This is a genomic window from Streptomyces sp. NPDC001781, from assembly GCF_053596035.1.
This window is the reverse complement of sequence record NZ_JBSFFI010000037.1, coordinates 1-23,239: the sequence shown is the minus strand read 5'-3', so window position 1 is coordinate 23,239 and position 23,239 is coordinate 1. Positions and strand designations below refer to the sequence as shown.

General features: G+C 72.2%; 23 protein-coding genes. 7 read left to right on the top strand and 16 right to left on the bottom strand.

Features of this window, described 5'->3' with window-relative positions:
- Positions 1–3: 3 nt before the first annotated feature.
- Positions 4–2,085 (bottom strand): SpoIIE family protein phosphatase, encoded by a 2,082-nt coding sequence (locus ACWCV3_RS25935; protein ID WP_451228750.1) that lies wholly within the window; start codon positions 2,083–2,085, stop codon positions 4–6.
- A gap of 306 nt (positions 2,086–2,391) precedes the next feature.
- Here ACWCV3_RS25935 and ACWCV3_RS25930 point away from each other — a divergent pair, with 306 nt between their 5' ends.
- The 4 genes from ACWCV3_RS25930 to ACWCV3_RS25915 all read left to right on the top strand — a co-directional run bounded on the left by ACWCV3_RS25930 (position 2,392) and on the right by ACWCV3_RS25915 (position 6,535).
- A complete protein-coding gene (locus ACWCV3_RS25930; protein ID WP_451228747.1) occupies positions 2,392–3,273 on the top strand; it encodes a hypothetical protein in 882 nt (293 codons plus the stop codon).
- Positions 3,274–3,357: 84 nt separating this feature from the next.
- The gene (locus tag ACWCV3_RS25925; protein ID WP_451228744.1) at positions 3,358–3,732 is read left to right on the top strand and encodes a hypothetical protein; all 375 of its coding nucleotides are present in this window, start codon (positions 3,358–3,360) and stop codon (positions 3,730–3,732) included.
- Between the two features lie 210 nt (positions 3,733–3,942).
- A complete protein-coding gene (locus ACWCV3_RS25920) occupies positions 3,943–5,958 on the top strand; it encodes an FAD-dependent oxidoreductase (protein WP_451228742.1) in 2,016 nt (671 codons plus the stop codon).
- Positions 5,959–5,980: 22 nt separating this feature from the next.
- Positions 5,981–6,535: a PadR family transcriptional regulator gene (locus ACWCV3_RS25915; RefSeq protein WP_451228739.1), complete on the top strand. Its 555-nt coding sequence runs from the start codon at positions 5,981–5,983 to the stop codon at positions 6,533–6,535.
- Positions 6,536–6,836: 301 nt separating this feature from the next.
- Here the strand turns inward: ACWCV3_RS25915 and ACWCV3_RS25910 are convergent, their stop codons facing one another.
- The 6 genes from ACWCV3_RS25910 to ACWCV3_RS25885 all read right to left on the bottom strand — a co-directional run bounded on the left by ACWCV3_RS25910 (position 6,837) and on the right by ACWCV3_RS25885 (position 12,052).
- A complete protein-coding gene (locus ACWCV3_RS25910; RefSeq protein WP_451228736.1) occupies positions 6,837–7,811 on the bottom strand; it encodes a fibronectin type III domain-containing protein in 975 nt (324 codons plus the stop codon).
- A 371-nt stretch (positions 7,812–8,182) separates the two neighbouring features.
- Positions 8,183–8,593: a PTS-dependent dihydroxyacetone kinase phosphotransferase subunit DhaM gene (locus ACWCV3_RS25905; RefSeq protein ID WP_451228733.1), complete on the bottom strand. Its 411-nt coding sequence runs from the start codon at positions 8,591–8,593 to the stop codon at positions 8,183–8,185.
- Positions 8,586–9,197 carry a dihydroxyacetone kinase subunit DhaL gene (gene dhaL / locus ACWCV3_RS25900; RefSeq protein ID WP_451228730.1) on the bottom strand — a complete coding sequence of 204 codons (612 nt, stop codon included), beginning with the start codon at positions 9,195–9,197 and terminating at the stop codon, positions 8,586–8,588. The genes ACWCV3_RS25905 and dhaL overlap by 8 nt, the downstream gene beginning before the upstream one ends.
- A 46-nt stretch (positions 9,198–9,243) precedes the next feature.
- Positions 9,244–10,236: a dihydroxyacetone kinase subunit DhaK gene (gene dhaK, locus ACWCV3_RS25895; RefSeq protein ID WP_451228727.1), complete on the bottom strand. Its 993-nt coding sequence runs from the start codon at positions 10,234–10,236 to the stop codon at positions 9,244–9,246.
- Between the two features lie 474 nt (positions 10,237–10,710).
- Complete coding sequence (locus ACWCV3_RS25890; protein WP_451228724.1) at positions 10,711–11,478, bottom strand: SDR family NAD(P)-dependent oxidoreductase; 768 nt, start codon at positions 11,476–11,478, stop codon at positions 10,711–10,713.
- Positions 11,479–11,641: 163 nt separating this feature from the next.
- Complete coding sequence (locus tag ACWCV3_RS25885) at positions 11,642–12,052, bottom strand: (R)-mandelonitrile lyase (protein WP_451228721.1); 411 nt, start codon at positions 12,050–12,052, stop codon at positions 11,642–11,644.
- Between the two features lie 184 nt (positions 12,053–12,236).
- Here ACWCV3_RS25885 and ACWCV3_RS25880 point away from each other — a divergent pair, with 184 nt between their 5' ends.
- Complete coding sequence (locus ACWCV3_RS25880; RefSeq protein ID WP_451228718.1) at positions 12,237–13,118, top strand: helix-turn-helix transcriptional regulator; 882 nt, start codon at positions 12,237–12,239, stop codon at positions 13,116–13,118.
- Between the two features lie 158 nt (positions 13,119–13,276).
- Here ACWCV3_RS25880 and ACWCV3_RS25875 read toward each other — a convergent pair whose 3' ends face one another.
- The 9 genes from ACWCV3_RS25875 to ACWCV3_RS25835 form a co-directional block, all read right to left on the bottom strand.
- Entirely contained in the window at positions 13,277–13,891 is a 615-nt protein-coding gene (locus ACWCV3_RS25875; protein ID WP_451228715.1) for a hypothetical protein, read from the bottom strand.
- A 387-nt stretch (positions 13,892–14,278) separates the two neighbouring features.
- On the bottom strand, positions 14,279–15,115 hold the full coding sequence (locus tag ACWCV3_RS25870; RefSeq protein ID WP_451228712.1) for a COG4705 family protein: 837 nt from the start codon (positions 15,113–15,115) through the stop codon (positions 14,279–14,281).
- A gap of 199 nt (positions 15,116–15,314) precedes the next feature.
- The gene (locus ACWCV3_RS25865) at positions 15,315–16,154 is read right to left on the bottom strand and encodes an ABC transporter permease (RefSeq protein ID WP_451228709.1); all 840 of its coding nucleotides are present in this window, start codon (positions 16,152–16,154) and stop codon (positions 15,315–15,317) included.
- Positions 16,151–17,092, bottom strand: coding sequence for an ATP-binding cassette domain-containing protein (locus ACWCV3_RS25860; RefSeq protein ID WP_451228706.1), 942 nt, complete (start codon positions 17,090–17,092; stop codon positions 16,151–16,153). The genes ACWCV3_RS25865 and ACWCV3_RS25860 overlap by 4 nt, the downstream gene beginning before the upstream one ends.
- Before the next feature lie 249 nt (positions 17,093–17,341).
- Entirely contained in the window at positions 17,342–18,706 is a 1,365-nt protein-coding gene (locus ACWCV3_RS25855; protein ID WP_451228703.1) for a sensor histidine kinase, read from the bottom strand.
- Positions 18,703–19,365, bottom strand: a complete 663-nt coding sequence (locus tag ACWCV3_RS25850) for a response regulator transcription factor (RefSeq protein ID WP_451228700.1) — start codon at positions 19,363–19,365, stop codon at positions 18,703–18,705. The genes ACWCV3_RS25855 and ACWCV3_RS25850 overlap by 4 nt, the downstream gene beginning before the upstream one ends.
- Positions 19,347–20,009, bottom strand: coding sequence for a phosphatase PAP2 family protein (locus ACWCV3_RS25845; RefSeq protein WP_451228697.1), 663 nt, complete (start codon positions 20,007–20,009; stop codon positions 19,347–19,349). The genes ACWCV3_RS25850 and ACWCV3_RS25845 overlap by 19 nt, the downstream gene beginning before the upstream one ends.
- Positions 20,010–20,380: 371 nt before the next feature.
- Positions 20,381–21,322, bottom strand: a complete 942-nt coding sequence (locus ACWCV3_RS25840) for a M48 family metalloprotease (RefSeq protein WP_451228694.1) — start codon at positions 21,320–21,322, stop codon at positions 20,381–20,383.
- Entirely contained in the window at positions 21,319–21,690 is a 372-nt protein-coding gene (locus tag ACWCV3_RS25835) for a BlaI/MecI/CopY family transcriptional regulator (protein WP_451228691.1), read from the bottom strand. Before ACWCV3_RS25835 ends, ACWCV3_RS25840 begins: the two co-directional genes overlap by 4 nt.
- Positions 21,691–21,840: 150 nt before the next feature.
- Here ACWCV3_RS25835 and ACWCV3_RS25830 point away from each other — a divergent pair, with 150 nt between their 5' ends.
- Positions 21,841–22,515, top strand: coding sequence for a DedA family protein (locus tag ACWCV3_RS25830; RefSeq protein WP_451228688.1), 675 nt, complete (start codon positions 21,841–21,843; stop codon positions 22,513–22,515).
- Positions 22,515–23,132, top strand: a complete 618-nt coding sequence (locus tag ACWCV3_RS25825) for a phosphatase PAP2 family protein (RefSeq protein ID WP_451228685.1) — start codon at positions 22,515–22,517, stop codon at positions 23,130–23,132. Before ACWCV3_RS25830 ends, ACWCV3_RS25825 begins: the two co-directional genes overlap by 1 nt.
- The last annotated feature ends 107 nt before the right edge of the window (positions 23,133–23,239 follow it).

Genomic DNA, 23,239 nt, shown 5'->3' with positions numbered 1-23,239 from the left:
GGGTCATACCCGGTGACGGGCCCGCGCGATGAGGACGGCCACGTCGTCGTGGTTCTCGGGCTCGTACAGCGTGTCCAGGAGCTCCTGGCAGACCTCCTCCAGCGGGCGCTCCGGGGCGCCGTCCAGCAGTTCCAGCAGCCGCTGCAGCCGCTCGTCCAGCGAGTGGCTGCGGGTCTCCACCAGGCCGTCGGTGTACAGCACCAGCTCGTCACCCGGCTCGAAGTCGACGGTCACGGTGGCGAACCGCACCCCGCCCACCCCCAGCGGCACCCCGGTGGGCAGGTCCAGCAGCTCCGGTGGCCTGCCCGGCCTGATCCGCACCGGTGGCAGGTGCCCGGCGTTGGCGATCAGACACCGCCGCTGCCGGGGGTCGTGCACGGCGTACACGCAGGTGGCGATGGAGTGCTGGGTGGCCGCCGTGGCCTTGTCGAGCTGCTCCAGCAGCCGTGAGGGATCGAGATCCAGGGAGGCGAGCGTGGTGGTGGCGGTGCGCAGCAGACCCATGGTGGCGGCCGCGCTGATGCCGCTGCCCATCACGTCGCCGACCACCAGCGCCGTCTTGTCGCCCTCCAGAGGTATGACGTCGAACCAGTCGCCGCCGACCTCGCTGGTGGACCCGGCCGGCTGGTAGTGGGAGGCCACCTCGAGTCCCGCCGTCAGCGGAGGATGGCACGGCAGCAGGCTGCGCTGGAGCGTCAGCGCGGTGCTGCGGGCGTTCTGGTACCAGCGGGCGTTGTCGATCTGCACCGCGGCCCGCGCCGCCAGCTCCCGGGCCAGCAGCACGTCGTCCTCGTCGAAGGGCTCCGGGGTGCGGGTCCGCTTCAGATCCAGTGCGCCGAGGATCTCGCCGCGCGCGATCAACGGCACCGCCAGGTACGAGTGCAGCCCCGCCCGGCTCAGCATGACGGCGGCCTCCGGCGAGCGGGCGATGCGCGGCAGGTCCTCGTCCTTCACCCGCGGCACCAGCACCGCCTCGCCGGTGCGTACGCATTCGGTGACCAGCCGGTCCGGGCCGTACCGGGCGATGCCGCCGGGCCGGTCGGCCGCCTGGACGGCGTCGCCGCCGTCGTCCGGGCGGACCGCGAGCGCCCGGATCACGGCGGGCTCGGCCGGGCCGAGCGTGCTGCCTCTGCCCTCCACCACCGCGTCCAGCAGATCGACGGCGGCCACGTCGGCCAGCGCCGGCACGGCGACCTCGGCCAGCTCGCAGGCGGTGCGCTCCAGCTCCAGCGTCGTACCGATCCGGGCGGAGGCGTCCGCGATCAGGGCGAGCCGGCGCCGCGCGTTCTCCGCCTCCACCGCCGCCCGGTGCTGCTCGGTGATGTCGGTCAGCGACAGAGCCAGGCCGAGCACATTGCCGAGCGAGTCGTCCAGGCGGTACAGCGACAGCGACCACGTGTGCTCGGCGTCCGGGTCCGCCGGGGTACGGCCCACCACGGTCCGGTCGATCACCGGCACTCCGGTGGTCAGCACGGCCCGCAGCGCCTCCTCCACCGTGCCGGGGTCAAGCAGCGGCAGCACCTCGCGCAGCGTGCGCCCCTCGTGCCGCTCGGCCGGTACCCCGCTGAGCCGCACCATCGAGGGGTTGACCGACACGAACCGCAGCCCGGTGTCCAGGACGGCCAGACCCATGGGGGACTGGTGCACCATCCGTTCGGACAGCGCCACGTCGTGCTCCAGGCGCCGCACCGTCGACTGGTCGGCGGCCAGGCCCAGCGCGTACACGTCGCCCCGCTCGTCCAGCAGACGCATGTTGCGGAACTCCACCAGCCGGGTGGTCCCGTCCTTGCAGCGGATCGGGAAGCCCCCCGCCCAGCTCTGCCCGGTGCGCATCACGTCCGCGAACAGCGCGCCCACCAGCCCGATGTGCCGTTCGTGCACCATCAGCCGGGCCGCGTACCGGCCGAGCGCCTCGTCGGCGGTGTAGCCGAACAGCTCCTCGGCCTGCGGGCTCCACAGCACGATGCGGCCCCGGCCGTCCAGTACCACGGAGGCCACGTTCAGCATGTCGAGCAGCCCGCCGGGCCGCACCGGGCCGCGCTCGGGCCCGCCGTTCCCGGCCGCCTGAGTCTCGGCTGCACTCATGCCACGCACCGCCTTCGCCCGTCCGCACGGCACGCCGTCCCCCGTGCCGACTCCCCATGTTGTACCGCGCTCACACCCGGCGTGCCGAGGGCTGCGGTCCCGCATACCTCCGCATACACCTTCCCTCACTTCCGCCAGGTGCGTGTTTTTGGGCCCCATCGGTCCCGCGATGCCCGCGCCGCCGGCATCCGCCGAGGCGCCGCAGTTCACCGGGAACCCATCGTTTTGGTCTGTACATGACTGTGCGGTCGGGCCAGACTGTCCGCCGACCGAGTGTCCCCGCCCCCCTCACCGAGGAGTCGGCCCATGCCCGCGTCCGCCCGAAAGCGCCGTCACGCCTTATCCGCCGGCCTCGTCACCCTGGCCACCGCCGCCGCCGTCTCGCTGGGGGCCGCCGCACCCGCCTCGGCGGCGGAAACCTGGACCGAGACCGGCTCCGACCGCGCGGACCCGCTGACCGAGAGCCAGGGCCTGACCTCCGTGGAGGTCCCCCTGAACAGTCCCAACCGCTACACCGGCATCGGCACCATCCCGGTCGGCGTCTCCAGCAGGGGCTGGAACCACGTCGGCGACCCCGACGCCTCGTACGACGGCTACTACGTCGAGCCCTATCAGCGGGACTCGGGCAACTCCAAGATGTACCGGGTGCAGTCGCCCGGCGGTGCCTGGTCGGAGTACGTGCACACGCTCGCCCCCGGCGAGGCCATGAACAACTCCTGGGCCGCCGTCTCGCCCGACGGCCAGTGGATGCTCTCCGGCGAGTGGGGCACCATGAACCGCCTTCTGGTGTTCCCCACCCCCGGCGTCAACCCCGCCACCTCGCCCTCGGCCGACCTCGAGCTGGCCTCCCGCGTGATCCTGGACCGCCCGGTCCGCGACGTGCAGGGCTGCGACTTCTCCGGGCCGGCCACGCTGCTCTGCTCCTCCGACGACCCGGAGGGCACGCTGTTCGGCATGACCAAGCCGCTCCTGCGGATCGACCTCTCGGCGGCTCCGGGCGGCACCTCGAACGTGTCCGGCCGTGTCACGGCCCTGCGCCAGCTGCCGCTGCGCAGCTCCTGTCCGGGCGGTTTCGAGGCCGAGGGCGTCGACTACGACCGGCGCAGCGGCATTCTGCGCGTGATCGTGGTCTCGCCGGGATTCTGCGTGATCACGGACAGCAAGACGTACAAGTTCACCCGGAGCTGATCGCGGTGGACCGCCGCCCGCCGGAGGGTGACCCGCGCCGGCCTGGGTACCCGAGCCGTGCGCACGGGCAGGAAAGGAGCGGACATGACGAACACGGAGGCATCGCACCCGGAAACCGTGTCGGTGGAGATCAGCGGGTGTTCGCCGGACGACGCGCGCGTGGTCTTCGATGTGCTGAGCACCTGCTTCGCGTCGGACCGTGACGCGGGCGAGACCCCGCGGCAGCACGACGAGGCGCGCCCCACGGTGTGGCTCAGCACGTACGACATCGCGGACTCCCACACCGGGAACTGCCCGCCGGTCAAGCTCAGCGCGTCCGTCCAGGCGGACGTGCAGGGCGGCTACTGGGCGGTGGACCGGTTCCGGGAGGCGCTGGACGAGATGTTCACCGTCGAGGAGACCGCCGCCGTCTCCGGCGACCAGGAGCGGGAACTCCACCTGCTGCTGGGCAGCCGCTGACCGGCTGCGGCGTACGAGGTGCCCCGGCCGACCCGCCGTCGGCCGGGGCGCTTTGCTGTGTGGGCTCCGCCCATGTGGGCTGCCTCTATGTGACCTTCCCCCAGGTGGCTCGCAGCCGTGTGCCCTCCGTCGCACCCTTATGCAACTAGTTGCAAAAAGGTGAGCGGTTGCTCTACAACAAGAGGCGACCGCATCGCCACGGAGGGCCCGATGAGCCGTTACCCGCACCTGTTGTCCCCGCTCGACCTGGGATTCACCACCCTGCCCAACCGCGTCCTCATGGGCTCCATGCACGTGGGCCTGGAAGAGGCCGAGCACGGCTTCGAGCGGATGGCGGCCTTCTACGCGGCCCGCGCACGCGGCGGAGTGGGACTCATCGTCACCGGCGGAATAGCCCCCAACGAGGAGGGGCGCCCCTGGTCGGGCGGCGCCAAGCTCACCACCGACGCCGAGGCCGGGGAACACCGCGTCGTCACCGACGCCGTCCACCGGGAGGGCGGCCGCATCGCCCTCCAGATCCTGCACTTCGGCCGCTACGCGTACCACGCCGACCTGGTCGCCCCGAGCCCGCTCCAGGCCCCGATCAGCCCCCACGTCCCCCGCGAGCTGACCGACGCCGACATCGAGCGGACCATCGACGACTACGCCCGTACCGCCCGCCTGGCACAGCGGGCCGGGTACGACGGCGTCGAGATCATGGGCTCCGAGGGCTACCTGATCAACGAGTTCATCGCCGCGGGCACCAACCACCGCACCGACCGCTGGGGCGGCTCGTACGAGAACCGGATGCGCTTCCCGGTCGAGATCGTCCGCCGGGTCCGCGAGGCGGTCGGCGAGGACTTCATCATCGTCTACCGCCTGTCGATGCTCGACCTGGTCCCCGGCGGGTCCTCCCTGCCCGAGGTCGTCACCCTCGCCAAGGCGGTCGAGGCGGCCGGCGCCACCATCATCAACACCGGCATCGGCTGGCACGAGGCCCGCATCCCGACCATCGCCACCTCCGTGCCGCGCGGCGCGTACACCTGGGTCACCAAGAAGCTCATGGGCGAGGTGTCCGTTCCGCTGGTGACCACCAACCGCATCAACACCCCGGAACTGGCCGAGGAACTGCTCGCGGACGGCCGCGCCGACATGGTGTCCGTGGCCCGCCCGATGCTCGCCGACCCCGACTTCGTCGCCAAGGCCGCCGAGGGACGTCCCGAGGCCATCAACACCTGCATCGGCTGCAACCAGGCGTGCCTGGACCACACCTTCAGCGGCAAGATCACCTCCTGCCTGGTCAACCCCCGCGCCTGCCACGAGACCGAGCTGGTGCTCACCCCGACCCGGCTGCGCAAGCGTGTCGCCGTCGTCGGCGCCGGACCCGCGGGCCTCGCCTGCGCCGTCTCCGCCGCCGAACGCGGCCACCACGTCACCCTGTTCGACGCCGCGAACGAGATCGGCGGTCAGCTCAACGTGGCCCGCAAGGTCCCCGGCAAGCAGGAGTTCGACGAGACCCTGCGCTACTTCCGCCACCAGCTCGACACCCACGGCGTCGACGTACGCCTCGGCGCCTGGATCACCCCCGGCGACCTGGACGCGTACGACGAGGTCGTGGTCGCCACCGGCGTCACCCCGCGCACCCCCGACATCCCCGGCATCGACCACCCGAGCGTCGTCGGTTACCTGGACGTGCTGCGCGACGGCGCACCCGTCGGCGACCGGGTCGCGGTGCTCGGCGCCGGCGGGATCGGCTTCGACGTGGCCGAGTTCCTCACCGACGCCGGCGACAAGGCGCACGAGGACCCCGAGACGTACTTCCGCGCCTGGGGCGTCGACATGGACTACGCGGCCCCCGGCGGCCTCACCGCACCCGGCCGCCCCGTGTCCCCGCGCACCGTCCACCTGCTCCAGCGCAAGTCCACCAAGGTCGGCGCCGGACTCGGCAAGACCACCGGCTGGATCCACCGCACCGAGCTGAAGCACCGGGGCGTCACCATGGTCCCCGGTGTCCGCTACGACCGGATCGACGACGCCGGACTGCACATCACCGTCGGCGGGGAGAGCCGTGTCCTGGAGGTCGACACCGTCGTCCTGTGCACCGGCCAGGAGCCGCGCCGGGACCTGTACGAGGAGCTGATCGCGGCCGGAGTCGGCGCGCATCTGATCGGCGGCGCCGACGTGGCGGCCGAACTCGACGCCAAGCGGGCCATCAAGCAGGGCACCGAGCTGGCGGCGGCACTCTAGGGGGTGTCCCTAGGATGAGCCCATGTCACTCCCGCACGCCATCCTCACCGCCCTGCTGGAGAAGCCGTCCTCGGGTCTGGAGCTGACCCGGCGGTTCGACAAGTCGATCGCCTACTTCTGGCCTTCGACCCACCAGCAGATCTACCGCGAGCTGGGGAAACTGGAGGCCGAGGGGTTCATCCGCGCGCTGCCGTCCGCCCAGCCGGCCCGTGGGCAGAAGAAGAGCTACGAGGTCCTGCCCGCGGGCCGCGAGGAACTGGCCCGCTGGACCGCCGCGCCGCAGGATCCCAAGCCGCTGCGGGACGCGACACTGCTCCGGATGCGGGCGGCGGCGGTGGTCGGCACGGCGGGCCTGGTGGCCGACATGCGGCGCCATCTGGAGATGCACGAAAGCCAGTTGGCCGTCTACCAGGAGATCGAGAAGCGCGACTTCCCGCCCGGCCGGGACACCCCGCAGGACCGGCTCCGCCACCTGGTCCTGCGGGCCGGGATCGACCTGGAGACCTTCTGGGCCCAGTGGCTCAGCCAGGCGCTGAAGGAGATCCCGGAGTTCGCGCCGGACGCCCCCGAGGGCTGACCCGTCAGGGGCGCCGGTACGACCGGGGCCGGCGGCTCAGGAACCAGGCGCCCGCGACGACCGCCGACCCCACCAGCGCCGCGCCCGCCCGAGGGTGAGCGTGCCGTAGTCACGGGTGGCCCCGCCGGGGCCGCCGGCCACCCCCCCCGCCACGGTGCGGGGGCGGCCGCGCGGGCCGGCGGTGGGCGCGGACACGTTGACCGGGAACATCCCTGCCGCCCCGGAAGGAGCCGACGCGGCCCGGTGGGGCGCCGCACGCGCAGGGCGCCCGACCAGGTGACGCGCTCCGCCGTCCGGGCGGTCAGCGGCCCGTGGTGACGGTCCGTTCCGCCGAGAAGCCGCCCCAGGTGCCGTCCGGCAGCCGGGCCCGCAGCCGTACCCGGTGCACCTCCCCGGCCCGGCGACCGGCGTACAGGCTGTGGTGCGCCCGGCCGGACGGCGGGGCACCGCCCCACACCAGTGAGCTCTCCGTGCCCCCGTCCAGCCGGATCTGGTACTCGGTGACCACCCCGTCCACCTTCGGCGGGTCCCAGGCGAGATCCAGGTAGTACGACCCGGCCGTGTGGCGCGAGACCACGCCGAACCGGATCGGCGCGGTCCCCCGGCGGTCGTCGGTTCCCGGCGTGGTGAGCCGGACCGGGGTGCCGGTGGGGGAGAGGTTGCCCGCCGCGTCCTGGGCCCGGACGGTGAAGGAGTAGCGGGTGCCGGGTCGCAGTCCGGTGACCACGGTCGCGGTCTGCGCCGCGCCCACGGTGTGGATCCTCACCCCGCCCTGCTGGATCGCGTAGGACCGCACACCCCGGTCGTCGTGGGCGGCCGTCCAGGACAACTGGACGGCGCGCCCGTCCACCACCGCGCCGGTGACCCGCCCGGGACGGCTCGGCGCCGCATGGTCCGCGGCCGACCGGGCGGGCGTCCGGGCCCTTACCTGCCGGCTGGGCGGCCCGAGGCGGCCGTCCGCGCTCCGGGCCCGCACGGTGAAGACGTACGGGGTGGACGGCTTGAGCCTGGTGACATCCACCATGTGCTGCGAGGCCGGTACTTCGCTGACTTTCGTGGGGCCGCGATACACCTCGTAGGCATGGACGCCGGAAACGGCCGCGTTCCACATGACATGGACGCTGGTAGCGCTTCCCGCGGCGGCGGTGACACCCGCCGGGGCGCCGGGGACCGGCCCCTCGCCGGACCCGCCGTCGGCCGTACCGCAGGAGACGGCCAGCAGGAGGGCCGTACAGAGAGGCGCCCAGTGGCCGGGGCGGAAGGGAACACGTCGCACGGCGCTGCCTCCCTGACGCCCGCGGCACGGCAAAGGTCCGGACCAATATGGCGCCTGCGGGATGGTCCCGGCAAGGGGCCGCTTGGCTGGGAGTATCCGGGAACTGCGTATGCTGTGGTCTCCCCGTGAGGTGAACGGCCCCTGTATGGGGCCCAGTTCACACCCATGGCGCGGACACGCTGTCGTCGCCGAACCCGCGCCGACACGGGCGGCCGGGGCCGGGCCCTCACCGGCCCGGCCCCCGGAACCCCGTGACCATCCGGCCGCACGACGCCGGCCGGCCCAACGGGAAGGACCGGTGACGAAGTCGCAGGACGCACTCGCTGACGGTGTGCGCGCCGGCCCCCGGCGGCGGGGGACCGGCCAGACTCTCACACCTTGCGGTAGGCGTACGCCTCGCCTGCGGCGGCCGTCACCGCGTCCAGGTCGGCGCCCGTCGCTGCCGTCACCACGGCGGCCACCGCGCCCTCCACCAGCGGGGCGTCCACCAGGCGGCTGTCCGCCGGGAGTTCGTCGCCCTCGGCGAGCAGTGCCTTCACCGTCAGCACCGCGCTGCCCAGGTCGGTGAGGACCGCGACCCCGGCGCCCTGGTCCACGGCGGCCGCCGCCGCGGAGATCAGCTCCGCGCTGGTACCGAAGCCGCCGCCCTCGGTACCGCCCGCCGCGGCGACCGGTACCTCCGTGGCACCGCCCGCCAGCGCCTTCGCCAGCCCGGCAACAGCCTCGGCGACCTGGGCGCTGTGAGACACCAGCACGATCCCGACATACCGTTCGTCACTCATCTGAGCCTCCCTCCGCCGCGGTCACGAGCGCGGCGATCAGCAGCGCCGACGAGGTGGCGCCGGGGTCCTGGTGGCCGATGCTGCGCTCCCCGAGATAGCTCGCCCGCCCCTTACGGGCCTGCATCGGGATCGTCTCCACCGCACCGGACTCGGCAGCCCGGCGCGCCGCGTCGAACCCCTCGCCGAGTGCGTCCACGGCCGGGATCAGCGCGTCCAGCATCGTCTTGTCACCCGGCGCGGCCCCGCCGAGCGCCCCGACCCCGTCCACCCCCGCCCGCAGCGCCTCCGTCAACTGCGCCTCGCCGACCTCGGGTGCGTCCCCTAGGGCCTTCCCGGCCCGGCGCAGCAGCGTGCCGTACAGCGGGCCGGAGGCCCCGCCGACCGTGGAGATGAGCTGACGCCCGGCGAGCGAGAGCACGGCACCCGGCGTGTCCGGCGCCTCCTTCTCCAAGGTGACCAGCACGGCCGCGAAACCGCGCTGGAGATTGCTGCCGTGGTCGGCGTCGCCGATGGCGGAGTCGAGCGCGGTGAGCCGCTGCGCCTCCCGGTCGACGGACGCGGCGGTCGCCGTTATCCAACGGCGGAAGAAGTCGGCGTCGAGCACTTGATCTCCTTGGCTGGTAGGGGTGTTGACCGCAGACTCGGCCGAATCACATTCCCCAGCGCAGTGCCGGGGTCCGGACCGGCGCGTCCCACAGCCGCAGCAGTTCCTCGTCGACCTGGCACAGGGTGACGGAGGCGCCCGCCATGTCGAGGGAGGTGACGTAGTTGCCGACCAGCGTGCGGGCGACGGCCACGCCGCGCTCCGCCAGCACCCGCTGCACCTCGGCATTGAAGCCGAACAGCTCGAGCAGCGGGGTGGCCCCCATGCCGTTGACCAGGACCAGCACCGGGCCGCGCGGGGTCATGTCGTCCAGGATGGCGTTCACCGCGAAGTCGGCGATCTCCCCGGAGGTCATCATCGCGCGCCGCTCGCGGCCCGGCTCACCGTGGATGCCGATGCCCAGTTCCAGCTCTCCGGGCGGCAGATCGAAGGTGGGGGAGCCCTTGGCCGGGGTGGTGACGGCGCTCAGGGCCACGCCGAAGCTGCGCGAGCTGTCGTTGACCTGGCGGCCGACGGCCTCCACCCGCTCCAGCGGCTGACCCTCGGCCGCCGCGGCGCCCGCGATCTTCTCCACGAACAGGGTGGCCCCGGTGCCGCGCCGGCCCGCCGTGTAGAGGCTGTCGGTGACGGCGACGTCGTCGTTGACCAGTACCTTGCCGACCTGGATGCCCTCGTCCTCGGCCAGCTCGGCGGCCATGTCGAAGTTGAGTACGTCACCGGTGTAGTTCTTCACGATGAAAAGCACCCCGGCCCCGCTGTCCACGGCCGCCGCGGCCCGCGCCATCTGGTCCGGCACCGGTGAGGTGAACACCTCACCCGGACAGGCCGCGGCGAGCATGCCGGGCCCGACGAACCCGCCGTGCAGCGGCTCGTGCCCCGAGCCGCCGCCCGAAACCAGCCCCACCTGCCCCGCCACGGGCGCGTCCCGCCGGACGATCACCCGGTTCTCCACGTCCACGTTCAGGTCCGGATACGCGGCCGCCATCCCCCGAAGCGCATCGGCCACCACGGTCTCGGGGACGTTGATCAGCATCTTCATCGGTGTCTCCTGGTGAGGCTAGCAGGCGGGCCTCTGAACAGCTTTTTTGCTGGTCAGGACGGGTGATCTCAACTCTCGGTCTCGGTGGTCGTCGGCGGCCGGAGGCGGGGCTCCGGCGGTCCTGCCGCTGACTTGACGCCGAATTGTGCGAGGGAATGTCAGGTGTCGGTAGGCGGTCCGTGGCGTCGGGTTCGCAGTACTACTGTCGGCAGTATCGACCTTGCGGCTGCGAAGGTCACGTGGAGTGCGACAGGTGCTCGTACCCGCTCGACGCGCCTCGGCCACGTGTAGGTCAGGGGCAGCTCAAGCGTCGCGATGCGTCCGCTGCTGTGCTCGATCCGCATAGGCCCTGATGAGCGCGGCTCGTACAGTGGATGCGACGACCCAGGGGTACTGCTCCGCCGGCCGCGAAGGCCCGTATCGCCCATTGGAGTGATCTTCGGCTCACTGGCCTGACGGCGGAGCCGAGGGCTGTTACTGGGCGGTGTAACCGCCGTCGACGGGAAGGGCGATGCCGGTGACGTAGGCGGCGCCGGGGCTGCACAGCCACAGGACGGCCTGGGCGATCTCCTCGGCGGTTCCTAGCCGGTCGATGGCCTGGCCCGTCTCCGCACGGGTGCGGTCGAGTTCCCCTTCGGCGATCATGGTGTCCACCATGGGGGTGGCGATGGTGCCGGGGCAGACGGCGTTGATGCGGACGCCGCGGGAGCCGTACTCGAGGGCGGCGCTCCTGGTCAGGCCGATCACTCCGTGCTTGGTGGCGTGGTAGGCGGCGCGGCCGGGGTTGCCGACGAGGCCGCCGAGGGAGGAGCAGTTGACGATGGCGCCGCTGCCCTGGGTGCGCATGTGCCGCAGTTCGTGCTTCATGCACGCCCAGATGCCGCGCAGGTTGACGTTCTGGACACGGTCGAACTGCTCGGCGCTCTCGTCGGCGGCGTCGGTGGGCGGGGGCATGACGCCTGCGTTGTTGTAGGCCATGTCGAGGCGGCCGAAGGCTTCCACGGTGTGGTCGACGGCGGCGGCGACCTGGTCCTCGTCGGAGACGTCGCAGACCAGCGCGAGGACCTGGTGGCCGGCGTCGGTGAGCTCCTTCGCGGCGGCGTTGACGGCCTCGTCGTCGATGTCGGCGAGGGCGACGACGGCACCCGCGTCGGTGAAGGCGCGGGCGGCGGCCAGGCCCATGCCGGAGGAGGCACCGGTGACGAAGGCGACCTGCCCGGTGAAGTCGTAGGTGGGGTTCATGCCGTTCTTCTCTGGTCGGGAGGTGAAGTGGGCGACCGGGACGCCGATGTGCGTCACCGCCGGGCCCGGGGAATCTCTGGAACGAGCGGCCACGGCCGGCAGCAGGGCGGCTGTGGAGCGATGCGCACCACAGTGCGCTGGGCCGCGGAGCGCACGGAGCGGATCAGTCGGTTGCCGGGGCGGTGGTGTATTCCTCGTCGGTGACGGGGGTCAGCCAGTGGACGACGTCGTGGTCGGCGTCGCCCTCGTTGATGGCGAGGTGGACCATGAGCCGGTTCGGGGCGGCGCCGTGCCAGTGCTCCTCGTCCGCTTCGAACAGGACGCGGTCGCCGGCCCGGATGACCTCGACGGGGCCGCCGCGGCGCTGGCACAGGCCGACGCCCTCGGTGACGAAAACGGTCTGGCCCAGCGGGTGGCGGTGCCAGTGGGTGCGGGCGCCGGGCATGAAGTGCACCAGGTTGGCGGTGACCCGGGAGGGGGCGGGGGCCGCGGCGACGGCATCGATGTAGACGTCGCCGGTGAACCATTCGGCCGGACCCTTGACGGTGTCGAGCGAACTACGGGTGATCTGCACGAGAAGCTCCTTGTACGGGTGGTGGGGCAAGGGGGCGGCCCAGGGCTCGAGGAGGGTCCTGACGACCCGCGGAAAGCACCACGCCACCCAGACAACCCGCTCTTCTGGCCCGCGGCGAGACACCACCAAGGGGTGTACCGCCAGTACATCCCTGCGGACGCGGGCGGGACGTACCGTCGAAAGCGTGGACAACCAAGCAGAGGTCCGCGAGTTCCTGACCTCGCGGCGAGCGAAGATCACCCCCGGACAGGTCGGCCTGCCCGCCGGGAACCGTCGGCGGGTGCCCGGCCTGCGCCGCAGCGAGGTCGCCGCGCTCGCCGATGTGAGCGTGGAGTACTACGCCAAACTGGAGCGCGGCAACCTCGCCGGCGCCTCACCGGCCGTTCTCGAAGCCGTCGCCCGCGCCCTCCAGCTCGACGACGCCGAACGAGCCCACCTCATGAACCTGGCGCAGGCCGCGGTCGGCTCCGACGCCCTCACCCGGCCCCGCCGCCGCACCAGCCGGGCCTGGACCGCACACCGCAGCCTGCAATGGGTGCTGGACGCCGTCACCGCCGGCCCGGCCTTCGTCCGCAACGGCCGCATGGACCTCCTGGCCACCAACCAGCTCGCCCACGCCTTCTACGACGACGTCCACGCCACAGCCGGCAACCAGGCCAACCTGGCCCGCTTCCAGTTCCTCGACCCCGCCGCGCGCCGCTTCTTCCCCGACTGGGACCAGGCCGCCGACATCACCGTGGCCATCCTGCGTACCGAAGCCGGCCGCGATCCCCACGACAAGGACCTCCACGACCTCGTCGGCGAACTGTCCACCCGCAGCGACGACTTCCGCGCCCGTTGGGGCGCCCACAACGTCCGCCACCACGGAACCGGAACCAAACGCTTCCACCACCACGCCGTCGGCGACCTCACGCTCGCTTACGAGGGCCTGGAAATGGCAGCCGAACCCGGCCTCACCCTCACCATCTACACCGCCGAACCCGGCTCCCCCTCCGAAGAGGGCCTCCGCCTGCTCGCCTCGTGGGCTGCCACGCCCCGGAATCCCGCACCGAGCCCAAGCGACTGAAGGTCCTCAGCTGACCGCTCGAGCTCGCCATCGTTCGACGACAGAAGGCGACCGGCCCTCCGTACGGAAGGGGTCCTCGATGGCGAACCCGGTCCACGAGCGGGTCTCGACCGCCCGGCGGAACCTCGTCCTTGACCACGAGGGGCGGGGAGCAGAGGTCAGGTGAGGACGTTGACGGCCCGGGCGACGACAAGTCCGAGGATGAGGAGGGAGACCATGGACTGGAGGGCCATGGCGATCTTGGCCCATGGGGCCAGTGGCATGACGTCGGTGGGGCTGAACGCCGTGGCGTTGGTGAGGCCGAGGTAGAGGTAGTCGAGGTACCGGGGGCGCCAGTGGGTGGCGTTCAGCTCGGGGCTCATGTGCTGGGGAAAGGCGAGAGCGGGGGTGGGCGGCATGTGGTGGGCCCGGGCGGCGGGTCCGCCGCTGTCGAGTTCGAAGTACAGCAGGGAGAACGCGAGGACGGTGCAGGCCCACACGCTGCCACCTGCTTGCAGGAGGGCGTCGGCGGAATTGGTCTCGCTGCCGCCGTGCACGAGGTCGTCGGTCAACCGGATGGTCGACCAGATGGCGCTGCACGCGAGCACGGCGACCAGGGCGATCGACATCGCGCGCAGAGCGGCCGAGCGGCGGCTGATACGGCCCGGGTCGCCGGCGATCAGCGCCACCAGGAGCAGTCCCTCGACAAGAGGGAGCGCCCAGCGAGGCCCCAGGCGCAGGTCGTCAGGCAGCAGCAGGGTCAGCACCGCGGCGGCGACGGCGGCTGCGGCCATCGGCCAGCGAGCCTCGCCGGACGACGCCTGCCGGGGCTGGTGCCGACTGCTCCCGTCACGGGGGTGCTGTCCGGTCATGGCCGACTGCCGTCCGAGGTCAGGCGGCTGCGGTGGCGAACCGGTCGCTGTCGTGTCCTTTCGAGTGCCACCGTGTCATTGTGCGGAGGGGCCGGCATGTCGCCGTCGTTCGACACGCGCAGCGGCTGACCAGCGTCGTCTCTCATCCGGCTGTGGTGTGACGGCAGGTCGGGCTGTAACGGATTCCGCCGGCGGCTGCCCTCAGCCGCCCGCGCGGGGCGCGAACGCCGCGAGCCGTCTCGGGGACCGGCCGGCACCGGGCGGGCCCTGCGGGCTGTTCCACACGTCGACGCCACCGTTCACACCCGGTCAGGGTCGATCCGTCTCCCGGGCGACGGGCTTCCGGCCCGTTCGACGGTTCCCGGTGTCCCGGCGGGAGACCGTCAGGTAGCCCACGAAGCCGAGAATCGCCAGGGTCCAGGCCAGCGTGACCGGGCCGGCACCCCAGCCGAGCCCGCCGTGTGGATGGGACGCGGCCATCCAGTCGGCGATCGACGCGCCGAGAGGGCGGGTCAGCACGTAGGCGGACCAGAACGCGGTCACCGCGCCGAGAAGACCCGCCCGGTGCGCCACGGCCGGGATCGCGATCGCCGCTGCGAAGAGGACGATGGAGCCCACGTAGCCGAGGCCCGAGGAGGCCGTGAGGTCTCCGGCCGCGGTGCCCAGCGCGAAGGTGGCGAGAACGGCCGCCCAGTAGAAGGTCTCGCGGCGGCGGGTCCGGACGGCGTGGATCGACAGGGTGTGCTCGCGTGCGTGCCACAGGGCGAAGACCGCGCCCAGGGCCATGACGAACAACGGCGTGGACAAGGTGTAGGGGACGCCGAGAGCGACGTGGAGAACATCGGCGGTCATCGTGCCGAACACGCTGACCATCACGATCGCGGTCCAGTAGACCCAGGCCACGTACCGGCGTACGGCGAACTGGAGGACCAGTGAGGCGGTGAAGGCCAGGCCGCCGAGGGCCACGGCCGGAACCGGTCCGAGCAGACGGGCCAGGAAGTCGGACGCGGTCTCGCCCATGCCGGTGGTGAGGACCTTGACGATCCAGAAATAGACGGTCACCTCGGGCACCTTGCTCGCGCTCTCCGCCATGCTGACGCGGGAACGGGAGGAAGGCCGGTGACCGACGACATGCTCTGTGCTCATGATCGGCACCTTCGCACGCCCAACTGTGCTGTTCTCAGGCCCTTTTGCTGTTGCTTTGGAAATTCCGGTGCAGGTATTTCCGCACGTTCACCCGAACCTGATCGCAACCTGAAAGGCGCGGCGGGAATTGCGGCCGGTGCCGGGAACGGCTGCTACACAAGGCAGTCCCACCGCTCCGCGTCAGCCGCGTCTCCGGTCATCACGCGTCGGCGCGCCGCAGGCGGTACGCGGCGCCGGCCAGGGCCAGCACGGTCCAGGCGAGGAGGACCAGCAGGCCCGCTCCGGGGGTCAGCGTGGCGGAGTCGCGGGTCACGGCGAACATCGACGCGCCCGCGTTGCCGGGCAGGTAGGGGCTGATGCCGTCGTGCCAGGCGCCGGGGAGCAGGGTGATCAGGCCCGGGATCAGCATCAGGGCGGCGACCAGGGCCGAGACCGCACCGGCCACGGAGCGCAGGAGAGCACCCAGCGCGGTCCCGATCACGGCGACCAGGCACAGGTACAGGCCGGCGCCCAGCAGACTCCGTACGACGCCCTGGTGGTGGAACCCCATGGCGCCGGGCGTACCGGCGACGATGCGGCTGCCGAACAGGAAGGCCACGAACGCCCCGGTCGTCGCGATGACCAGCGCGACCAGCCCCGTGACGGTCGCCTTGCACCACAGCACGGGGAGCCGGCGCGGTACGGCGGCGAGCGTCGAGCGGATCATGCCCGTGGAGTACTCCCCGGCGGTTACCAGTACACCCAGGACACCCAGGGCCAACTGGGCGAAGTTCACACCGAAGAGGGACAGGCCCACGGCGTTCTGACGGGCGAAGTCCTGGTTCAGCTGCCCGGAGCCGATCCCGGACCGGTAGCGGAACGCGGCGATCAGTCCGAAGGCGACGACGAACAACAGGCTCAGTCCGAGGACGATCCAGGAGGACCGCAGCGAGAAGAGTTTGGCCCATTCCGAGGCGAGGACGCGTCTGCCGGTCACCCGGTAGGCGGGACGGCCGCTCGCTGCGGGGGGTGCCTCGGTGGCCGCGGTGAGGGTGCTCACGCCGGCCCCCCGGCGGCCGCGACGACCTCGGCCGGGGTGCCGTGATACTCCACGGCGTCCCTGGTCAGTTCCATGAATGCCTCCTCCAGCGAGACCTGACGTGTGTGCAGTTCGAAGAGGGCGATCCCGTGCTCGGCCGCTCTCAGGCCGATGTCACGTGCCGACAATCCGGTCACCTGGAGCTCTTCCGCGCCGGCCTGCCCGGTGATCTCCACGCCCGGCCCCGCCAGCACGTCCCGCAGCCGCGCGGGGTCCTGCGCGGCCACCCGTACGGAGTTCCCGCCCGCCTCGTGCACGAGCTCCCGCACGGTCGTGTCGGCCAGCAGGCGGCCCCGCCCGACGACGATCAAGTGATCGGCGACCAGGGCCATCTCGCTCATCAGGTGCGACGACACGAACACCGTGCGTCCCTCCGCCGCGAGCGAGGTCAGCAGGTTGCGAATCCAGAGGACCCCCTCGGGGTCCAGTCCGTTGACGGGCTCGTCCAGCATCACCGTCCGGGGGTCGCCCAGCAGTGCCGCGGCGATGCCGAGCCGCTGTCCCATCCCGAGCGAGAAGGCACCGGCGCGTTTCCCCGCGACGCTGCCCAGGCCGGTGATGCCGATGACCTCGTCGACGCGCCTCCGGGGAATGCCGTGGGTCAGCGCCAGTGCCCTGAGGTGCTGGTAGGCCGAGCGGCCCGGGTGGATCGACCTGGCCTCCAGGAGGGTGCCGACCTCCTGGAGCGGCGCCCGGTGCTGCTCGTACCGGCGCCCGTTCACCGTGACGGTGCCGCTCGTGGGGGCGTCCAGCCCCACGATCATGCGCATGGTCGTGGACTTTCCCGCGCCGTTCGGTCCCAGGAAGCCAGTCACCGTCCCTGGCCTCACGACGAACTCCAGGCCGTCCACGGCGGTTTTCTCGCCGTATCTCTTGGTGAGTTGCCGAGCGTCGATCATCGGTGCGCTGCTTTCCTCGTCGTCTTGGAGGTCGCACAAGAATTGCCGGATCGATCGTCGGATAAACGCCTGCCCGGGGGAGTGGCGCCGATGTGTTCAGGTTGCTGTCATGCCGCAGGCCCGCGCACGCAGTGGTGATCGAAAACGGCCATGGGTGGTCGGCGCGGTGGAAGGTGGCAGGTGTCCTGTTCCTCGCGGTGCTCCCCGGACCAGTGATCCGTCTGAGCGTGACCGGTGAGGACCTGCGGCTCAGCGGGCGGGCAGAGTGACCGTGAAGCGGGCTCCCCGCGTGTGACCGGAGTCGAAGGAGACCTCGCCGCCGACGGAGCGGGCCAGTCGTCTCGCGAGGGGCAGGCCCAGACCCGCCCCGTCGTGCCCGTCGTCGCCGTCGGCGCGCCGACCGGGAGTGAACAGGTCGCCCACGAAGTGCCCGGGCACGCCAGGGCCGTCGTCGGTGACATCGACGCGCACTCGGCCCGCCGTCCGGTGTGCCGACACCGTCACCTCCGCGCGGGCGTAGCGGACGGCGTTGGCGAGGAGAGGGCTGAGAGTCCTCTCGAGCAGAGCGGGAGGTATGGCCACGTGCACGGCGGACTCCTCGGCCCGCAGCGTGCTCTCGACCTCGCCGGTCGGGTCGAGATCCGCGAGCATGCGGGTCAGTACCGGCACTACGTCGGTGGTGCCGGGGACGCTCGTGCCGTCCGGTGCCCGCTCTCGCGCGTCGTCGAGGAGCGCGTCGCAGATGCCGCGCATCGTCCTGGCCGCCTCGGCCAGCCGCTCGTGCGTGGTCCAGGTCTCCGCCTCGGACCGCGGCCGGGCCCGCCACCAGTCCAGTTCCACGACCATCCGGGTCAGTGGCGTGCGCAGCTCGTGGGACAGCTCGCCGGTCAACTGCCGCTCGTGCCGCAGCACGGAACGTATCCGGTCGAGCAGCACGTCCAGCGAGCCGCCCAGTCTGGCCAGCTCGACCGGGTGGTGGTCCGCGCCGAAGCGCTCCTGCGACCCGACCGCACTCCACTGCGCGGCCTGGTCGGTCATGGACTGCACGGGACGCAGGGCCCGGCCGACGGACAGCTGGGTCAGGACGTACGTACACGCGAGCATCACGGCGTCCAGGCCGATGGAGGCCGTCAGCAGGGCGTCGGCCGAATTGCGGTACGGACCCAGGCTCAGAGCGGTGACGATCGTGGCGGCGTGGGCCCCCGGCATCGCCAGCGAGCACAGGCGGACCGAACCGGCGACGGTCAGGCACCCCTCCTTTCGCGTACGGGCCATCGCGTGGGCCACGGCGGTGAGGCCGCTGCCGGACGACGCCGTGGGGGAGGGCCGCTCCAGCAGCCGGCCGTCCGCGTAGATCCACACGTTGGTGTCGAGCAGTTGGTCGTTCGCGCTCTCGCGTACCCGCGCCCGGGCGCCGTCGGTCTCGACGGTGGTGGCGACGGCCTCGGCACGGTTGCGCAGCTCCGCGTCCGCCTGGGCTCGCAGATGCCGGGTGATGGCCAGGTTGAACACGATGGTCAGCAGCGTCATGAGCAGCGCCGCCGTGGTCAGGGCCACCAGGGACAGCCGGCCGCGCAGGGTGCGCGGGGCTAGACGACGGGCCAGAGGTGTCATGACAAGCGGTGCCCGACCCCACGGGCCGTGGTGATCGACAGTCCGCTTCCCGCCTCGCGCAGCTTGCGCCGCAATCGCGAGAGGTACTGGTCCAGCGTGTTGTCACTCACGTACGCCCCCTCGGGCCAGCCGGCGCGTACGAGGTCGAGTCGGCGCACCATGTCCCCCCGGGCCGAGACGAGTGAGGCCAGCAGCCGGAACTCGGTCGGCGAGAGCGCGGCGGGCGCGCCGGTCCCGCTCGCCATGCTGTGGTTCACGGCGTCCAGCACGAGACCGGCGTGTGCCGCCGCCGAGGGGACGGCGGACCGCTTCAGCACCGCTCTCAGCCGCGCCGTGAGCTCGGCCAGGTGGAACGGTTTCGACAGGTAGTCGTCTCCTCCCGCGGAGAAGCCCGACAGCCGGTCGGTGATGTGGTGCCGGGCGGTCAGGAAGATGACCGGCGCGGAGAACCCGTTGGCGCGCATCGCCTGGCACACGTCGCGCCCGTCCGAGTCGGGCAGACCGATGTCCAACACGGCGGCCTCGAGGCCGGTGTCCGCGAGACGCAGCGCTGTCGCGCCGTCAGCGGCGGGCACGGGTTCGAAGTCGGCGGACAGGGCACGGCGCAGCGCGTCCCGCAGCGCGTGGTCGTCCTCCACGATCAGGATCTTGGGCCGCATGATCCTTCCTCCTTGCCGGGCAGGGGCTCGCGCCCCGCGAGGAACCGGTCGGGCAGCCACCTCGCGGCCGCCCACAGGCACAGGCCCAGCCAGCCCGCCGCGAACAGCCAGCCCCCGGCGACGTCGGTGAACCAGTGCACGCCCAGGTAGACCCGGCTGAGTCCGACAGCCGCACCCCAGCAGCAGATGAGCAGCCGCAGCACCGCCGCTCCCCGTGAGGCTCGCAGCGAGACCGCGACGAGCAGCAGTCCTGCCGTGAGCGCGGCCGCCGTGCTGTGCCCGGAGGGAAACGCCCAGCCGGAGGCATGCGTCGCCCAGTCCTCGTACGGCGGGCGGGGCCGTCGGGCCAGCTCCATCACCGCGTACCGGAGGACCTGGCCGGTGCCCAGGCAGGCCACGCCGAACAGGGCGGCGCCGAGGCGCTGCCGGGTGGTGCGCCCGGTTGCCAGAGCGGCCACCAGGAGCAGCGCGTACGGGATCACGCCGGTCCCTGTGGCGGTCACCGCACGTGCCAGCGCCAGCGCCGTGGCCGGTCGGTGTCCGAGCGACCACCCGAGAAGGTCGCGGTCCAGCTCCAGCGGCGCGCCTGCGCCACCGACGGCCACCGCCGCCAGCACGCCGAACGCGGCCCAGGCTCCGAGCATGACACTCCCGGCCAGATCCGCGGCCTCCCGGCGCCTCACGCGACGGTCGGCACGGCACCGGAGCGCGGCCGTCCCGGCTGCCGCTGCCCGGCGTCGATGCAGGTGGACATGAGACGAGGCCCCTTCCTTCGCGCCCCGTGACGTGAAGTGCACGAAGCCGCACGCGACTACAAAGCTGTAGACGGTCTACAGCACAGTAGACGATTCGAATGGCCGAGGTGTTGCCGCGGGTCTGATGTCGATCACCCCGCGGACCCGGCGACCGGCCCGGTGCGCTCCCGCACGGTCCGACGCCCTGCTGGTACGAGCAGGACGCGGGTCCGACGTGCGTGAGCATGCCCTCGCCCGACGTGCGCGGGCCTGCGCGGTGGTCAGCGGGCGGGTGCTTCTCCCTGGGCGACCTCGACGTCCTGGTGCAGCCGGACGGCTCCGGCGAGCGAGGACGCCCCGGCCGCCGTGCAGACGAGGAGCATGGCGAGGAGGACCGGAGCCACCCTCCGCACCGGCGCGGGGGCGAGCAGGGCCCTGACCCGGGCCGGGACGGGACCACCGGCGGCGCCGGGGGTCAGTGCGGGAGCGGTGGCGGTGTCACGGGCACGCTTGGCCGCCAGCGCGGCGCGCCCGACGGCCCGGGCAGCCTGGCCGCGGTCGCCGCAGCGCCGGGCCGCGGCTTCGTCGGCGGCCCGCTCGGCGGCGAACGAGACGTGGTCGGCGACATTCCTCAGGGCTGGATGGCACCAGCCGGCGAACCGGGCGAGGCACAGGAACAGGTGGTGCCTGGCGGCGAGGTGGGCCCGCTCGTGCGCGAGCAGCGCTTCGCGCTCCACGGGTCCCAGGGCGCGCAGCATGCCGGTGGTCACGACGATCCGGTCCGGCCGGGCCGGTCCGCCGGGCAGCGCGAAGGCGTCAGGCCGGGGGTCGTTGAGGACGCAGAGCCCTCCGGCGTCCGGGAGGCCGTGGATGAGGCGACGCACGACGCGCACCCGCACCACCTCCGACGCCGTCCCGCGCACCACGCGGACAGCGGCCATGGACAGTCCGCCGACGGCGAGCGCCGAGAGTCCCAGGACCAGTGGCCGCGGGCCCGCCGTGAGAGGCCGGATCAGCTCCGCGAGTGCGGCTGCCGGAGGGAAGGCCAGGGCCAGTGGCAGCAGCAGGACGCCCAGGCTCGCCACCACGCCCACGGCCAGTGCGGTCGTGGCGCAGGTGATCGTCCACAGTGCGATCTCGGGCCGCACTTCCTGGGTGGTGCGCCGCGCCAGCGGCGCCAGGGCCCAGGGCAGCAGGAGGGGAATCACCAGCAAGACGATCAACGGCCGTCTCCCTCCAGCAGGCGCTTGAGCTCCGCCTCGTCGGCGGCGCTGAGGCCCTCGACGAACCGGGCCAGTACCGTACTGCGGTCGTCGTCCTGGTCCAGTTCCCGGTGCATGCGCTGAGCGGTCAGACCGTGGGAGTCCTCCAGCGCGAAGTACAGGAAACCGCGTCGGCCGGGACTCCGCCCCACGGCACCCTTGTCGTGCAGCCGTGCGAGGAGCGTAGCCACCGTGGTGCGGGCCAGCTCCTGGGGTATCGCGGCTCGCACATCGGCGGCCGACTGAGGCTGGCCGGCCGCGCACAGGGCCGCCAGGACGCTCGCCTCCAGCTCGCCGGCGGGCCTGCGCTCACCCACTGCGTCGGTCATGGAACCCATCCCTTCCTCCAGGTCGTCCACAGCGAAGTAGACCGACTACAGTCTTGTAGACGCAACTGGGCCGCCGTCTCGTTCCCGCAGAGGCCCTGGCCCGTCCGTGTCCGGTATACCCGACAGCCACCACCGAAGGGGCCAGCGCCGATGACGCTCGCGCACCACGCAGCACCCCCGCTCCAACTCGCCGTGAACGTACTCGACGCCCAGTCGCTGCTCGCCACCTTCGGCACGCTCGGCATCGCCGTGGTCCTGTTCGCCGAGACCGGGTTGCTGATCGGGTTCTTCCTGCCGGGCGATTCCCTGCTGTTCACGGCCGGGCTGCTGTGCGCCTCGGGCTCCGCCGGAGGCTCGGTCCGTCTGTCCCTGGGCTGGGTCCTCCTGGCAGCCGCGGCCGGCGCACTCACCGGAGCCCAGGCCGGCTACCTGCTGGGCCGCAGGGCCGGGCCGGCCCTGCTCAGGCGTACGAGGTCCCGCAAGATCAGTGAGGGTGCGGACAGGGCCGCGGACATCCTCCAGCGGTACGGACATGCCAAGGCCATCCTGCTCGCCCGCTTCCTCCCGGTCGTGCGGACCGTGCTGAACCCCCTCGCGGGCGTCCTGGCCGTCCCTGTCCGCACCTTCGCCCTCTGGCAGGTCGTCGGGGGTCTGGTGTGGACCGTCGGCCTGGTGCTGGCGGGGTACGGCCTCGGCGCGTCGGTCCCGAACGTCGACCGCTATCTGCTGCCGATCATCGCCGTCATCGTCATCGTGTCGCTCATCCCCGTCGGACTGGAAGTGCTGCGCTCCCGCCGCTCCCGCGATGCGAACGGGGGCGCGTGATGCGGACGGTGACCACCGCTCAGGCGTACGACGGCTCGGGTGTCGATGGCAGGGTCTATGTCGACGTGGTGGAGACCGCACACCACGCGCCGCCCTGGCTGGACCGGCTCATCTCCGGTTACTCCACCTACGGGCTCGCACTGTTCGCCCTCCTGATGGTGATCGGCTGGTGGTGGGCCCGCAACCAGGATGCGGCGCGGGCCGTGAAGGCGCTCGCCGCTCCTGTACTCACCGTGCTGGCGTTCGTGACCAGCACCGCGCTGAAGCAAGCGGTACGGGAGAACCGGCCCTGTCAGTCCCTGCACGTGATCACCCTGGAGGCGTGTCCCGCCGCCGGCGACTGGTCCTTCCCCAGTAATCACGCCACCCTGGCGGCGGCCGCGGCGGTAGCCCTGTGGTTCGTCAGTGCCCGTCTCGGTGTGATCGCCACCATCGGCGCGCTGGCGATGGCGGCCTCCCGTGTGTGGGTCGGCGCTCACTATCCGCACGACATCGTCGCGGGTCTCGCCGTCGGAGCGCTTGTCGCGGGACTGCTCGCAGTGCCCCTCCTCCGGCGCGCCGAGGCCATCGCCGGGCTGCTGGGCCGGGGGCTCCTGCGTCCGCTGGTCGCCTCGTGACCCCCGCGGGGGAGTCCCGCTTCGCGGCCGTCCGAGCTCCGGCCCGCCCGTGACATCTCAACATTTCGCGTACGTACAGGAGGGGCTCCCGGCATTTTGCCGGGAGC

Bases quoted from the DNA above. Each gene is read 5' to 3' on its own strand.
- ACWCV3_RS25920 (WP_451228742.1), top strand. From the start codon at position 3,943: ATGAGCCGTTACCCGCACCTGTTGTCCCCGCTCGACCTGGGATTCACC.
- ACWCV3_RS25835 (WP_451228691.1), bottom strand. From the start codon at position 21,690: ATGACCGACGCAGTGGGTGAGCGCAGGCCCGCCGGCGAGCTGGAGGCG.
- dhaK (WP_451228727.1), bottom strand. From the start codon at position 10,236: ATGAAGATGCTGATCAACGTCCCCGAGACCGTGGTGGCCGATGCGCTT.
- ACWCV3_RS25925 (WP_451228744.1), top strand. From the start codon at position 3,358: ATGACGAACACGGAGGCATCGCACCCGGAAACCGTGTCGGTGGAGATC.
- ACWCV3_RS25860 (WP_451228706.1), bottom strand. From the start codon at position 17,092: ATGATCGACGCTCGGCAACTCACCAAGAGATACGGCGAGAAAACCGCC.
- ACWCV3_RS25890 (WP_451228724.1), bottom strand. From the start codon at position 11,478: ATGAACCCCACCTACGACTTCACCGGGCAGGTCGCCTTCGTCACCGGT.
- ACWCV3_RS25935 (WP_451228750.1), bottom strand. From the start codon at position 2,085: ATGAGTGCAGCCGAGACTCAGGCGGCCGGGAACGGCGGGCCCGAGCGC.
- ACWCV3_RS25855 (WP_451228703.1), bottom strand. From the start codon at position 18,706: ATGACACCTCTGGCCCGTCGTCTAGCCCCGCGCACCCTGCGCGGCCGG.
- ACWCV3_RS25930 (WP_451228747.1), top strand. From the start codon at position 2,392: ATGCCCGCGTCCGCCCGAAAGCGCCGTCACGCCTTATCCGCCGGCCTC.
- ACWCV3_RS25905 (WP_451228733.1), bottom strand. From the start codon at position 8,593: ATGAGTGACGAACGGTATGTCGGGATCGTGCTGGTGTCTCACAGCGCC.
- ACWCV3_RS25875 (WP_451228715.1), bottom strand. From the start codon at position 13,891: ATGGCCGCAGCCGCCGTCGCCGCCGCGGTGCTGACCCTGCTGCTGCCT.
- ACWCV3_RS25870 (WP_451228712.1), bottom strand. From the start codon at position 15,115: ATGAGCACAGAGCATGTCGTCGGTCACCGGCCTTCCTCCCGTTCCCGC.
- ACWCV3_RS25850 (WP_451228700.1), bottom strand. From the start codon at position 19,365: ATGCGGCCCAAGATCCTGATCGTGGAGGACGACCACGCGCTGCGGGAC.
- ACWCV3_RS25825 (WP_451228685.1), top strand. From the start codon at position 22,515: ATGCGGACGGTGACCACCGCTCAGGCGTACGACGGCTCGGGTGTCGAT.
- ACWCV3_RS25845 (WP_451228697.1), bottom strand. From the start codon at position 20,009: ATGCTCGGAGCCTGGGCCGCGTTCGGCGTGCTGGCGGCGGTGGCCGTC.
- ACWCV3_RS25830 (WP_451228688.1), top strand. From the start codon at position 21,841: ATGACGCTCGCGCACCACGCAGCACCCCCGCTCCAACTCGCCGTGAAC.
- ACWCV3_RS25915 (WP_451228739.1), top strand. From the start codon at position 5,981: ATGTCACTCCCGCACGCCATCCTCACCGCCCTGCTGGAGAAGCCGTCC.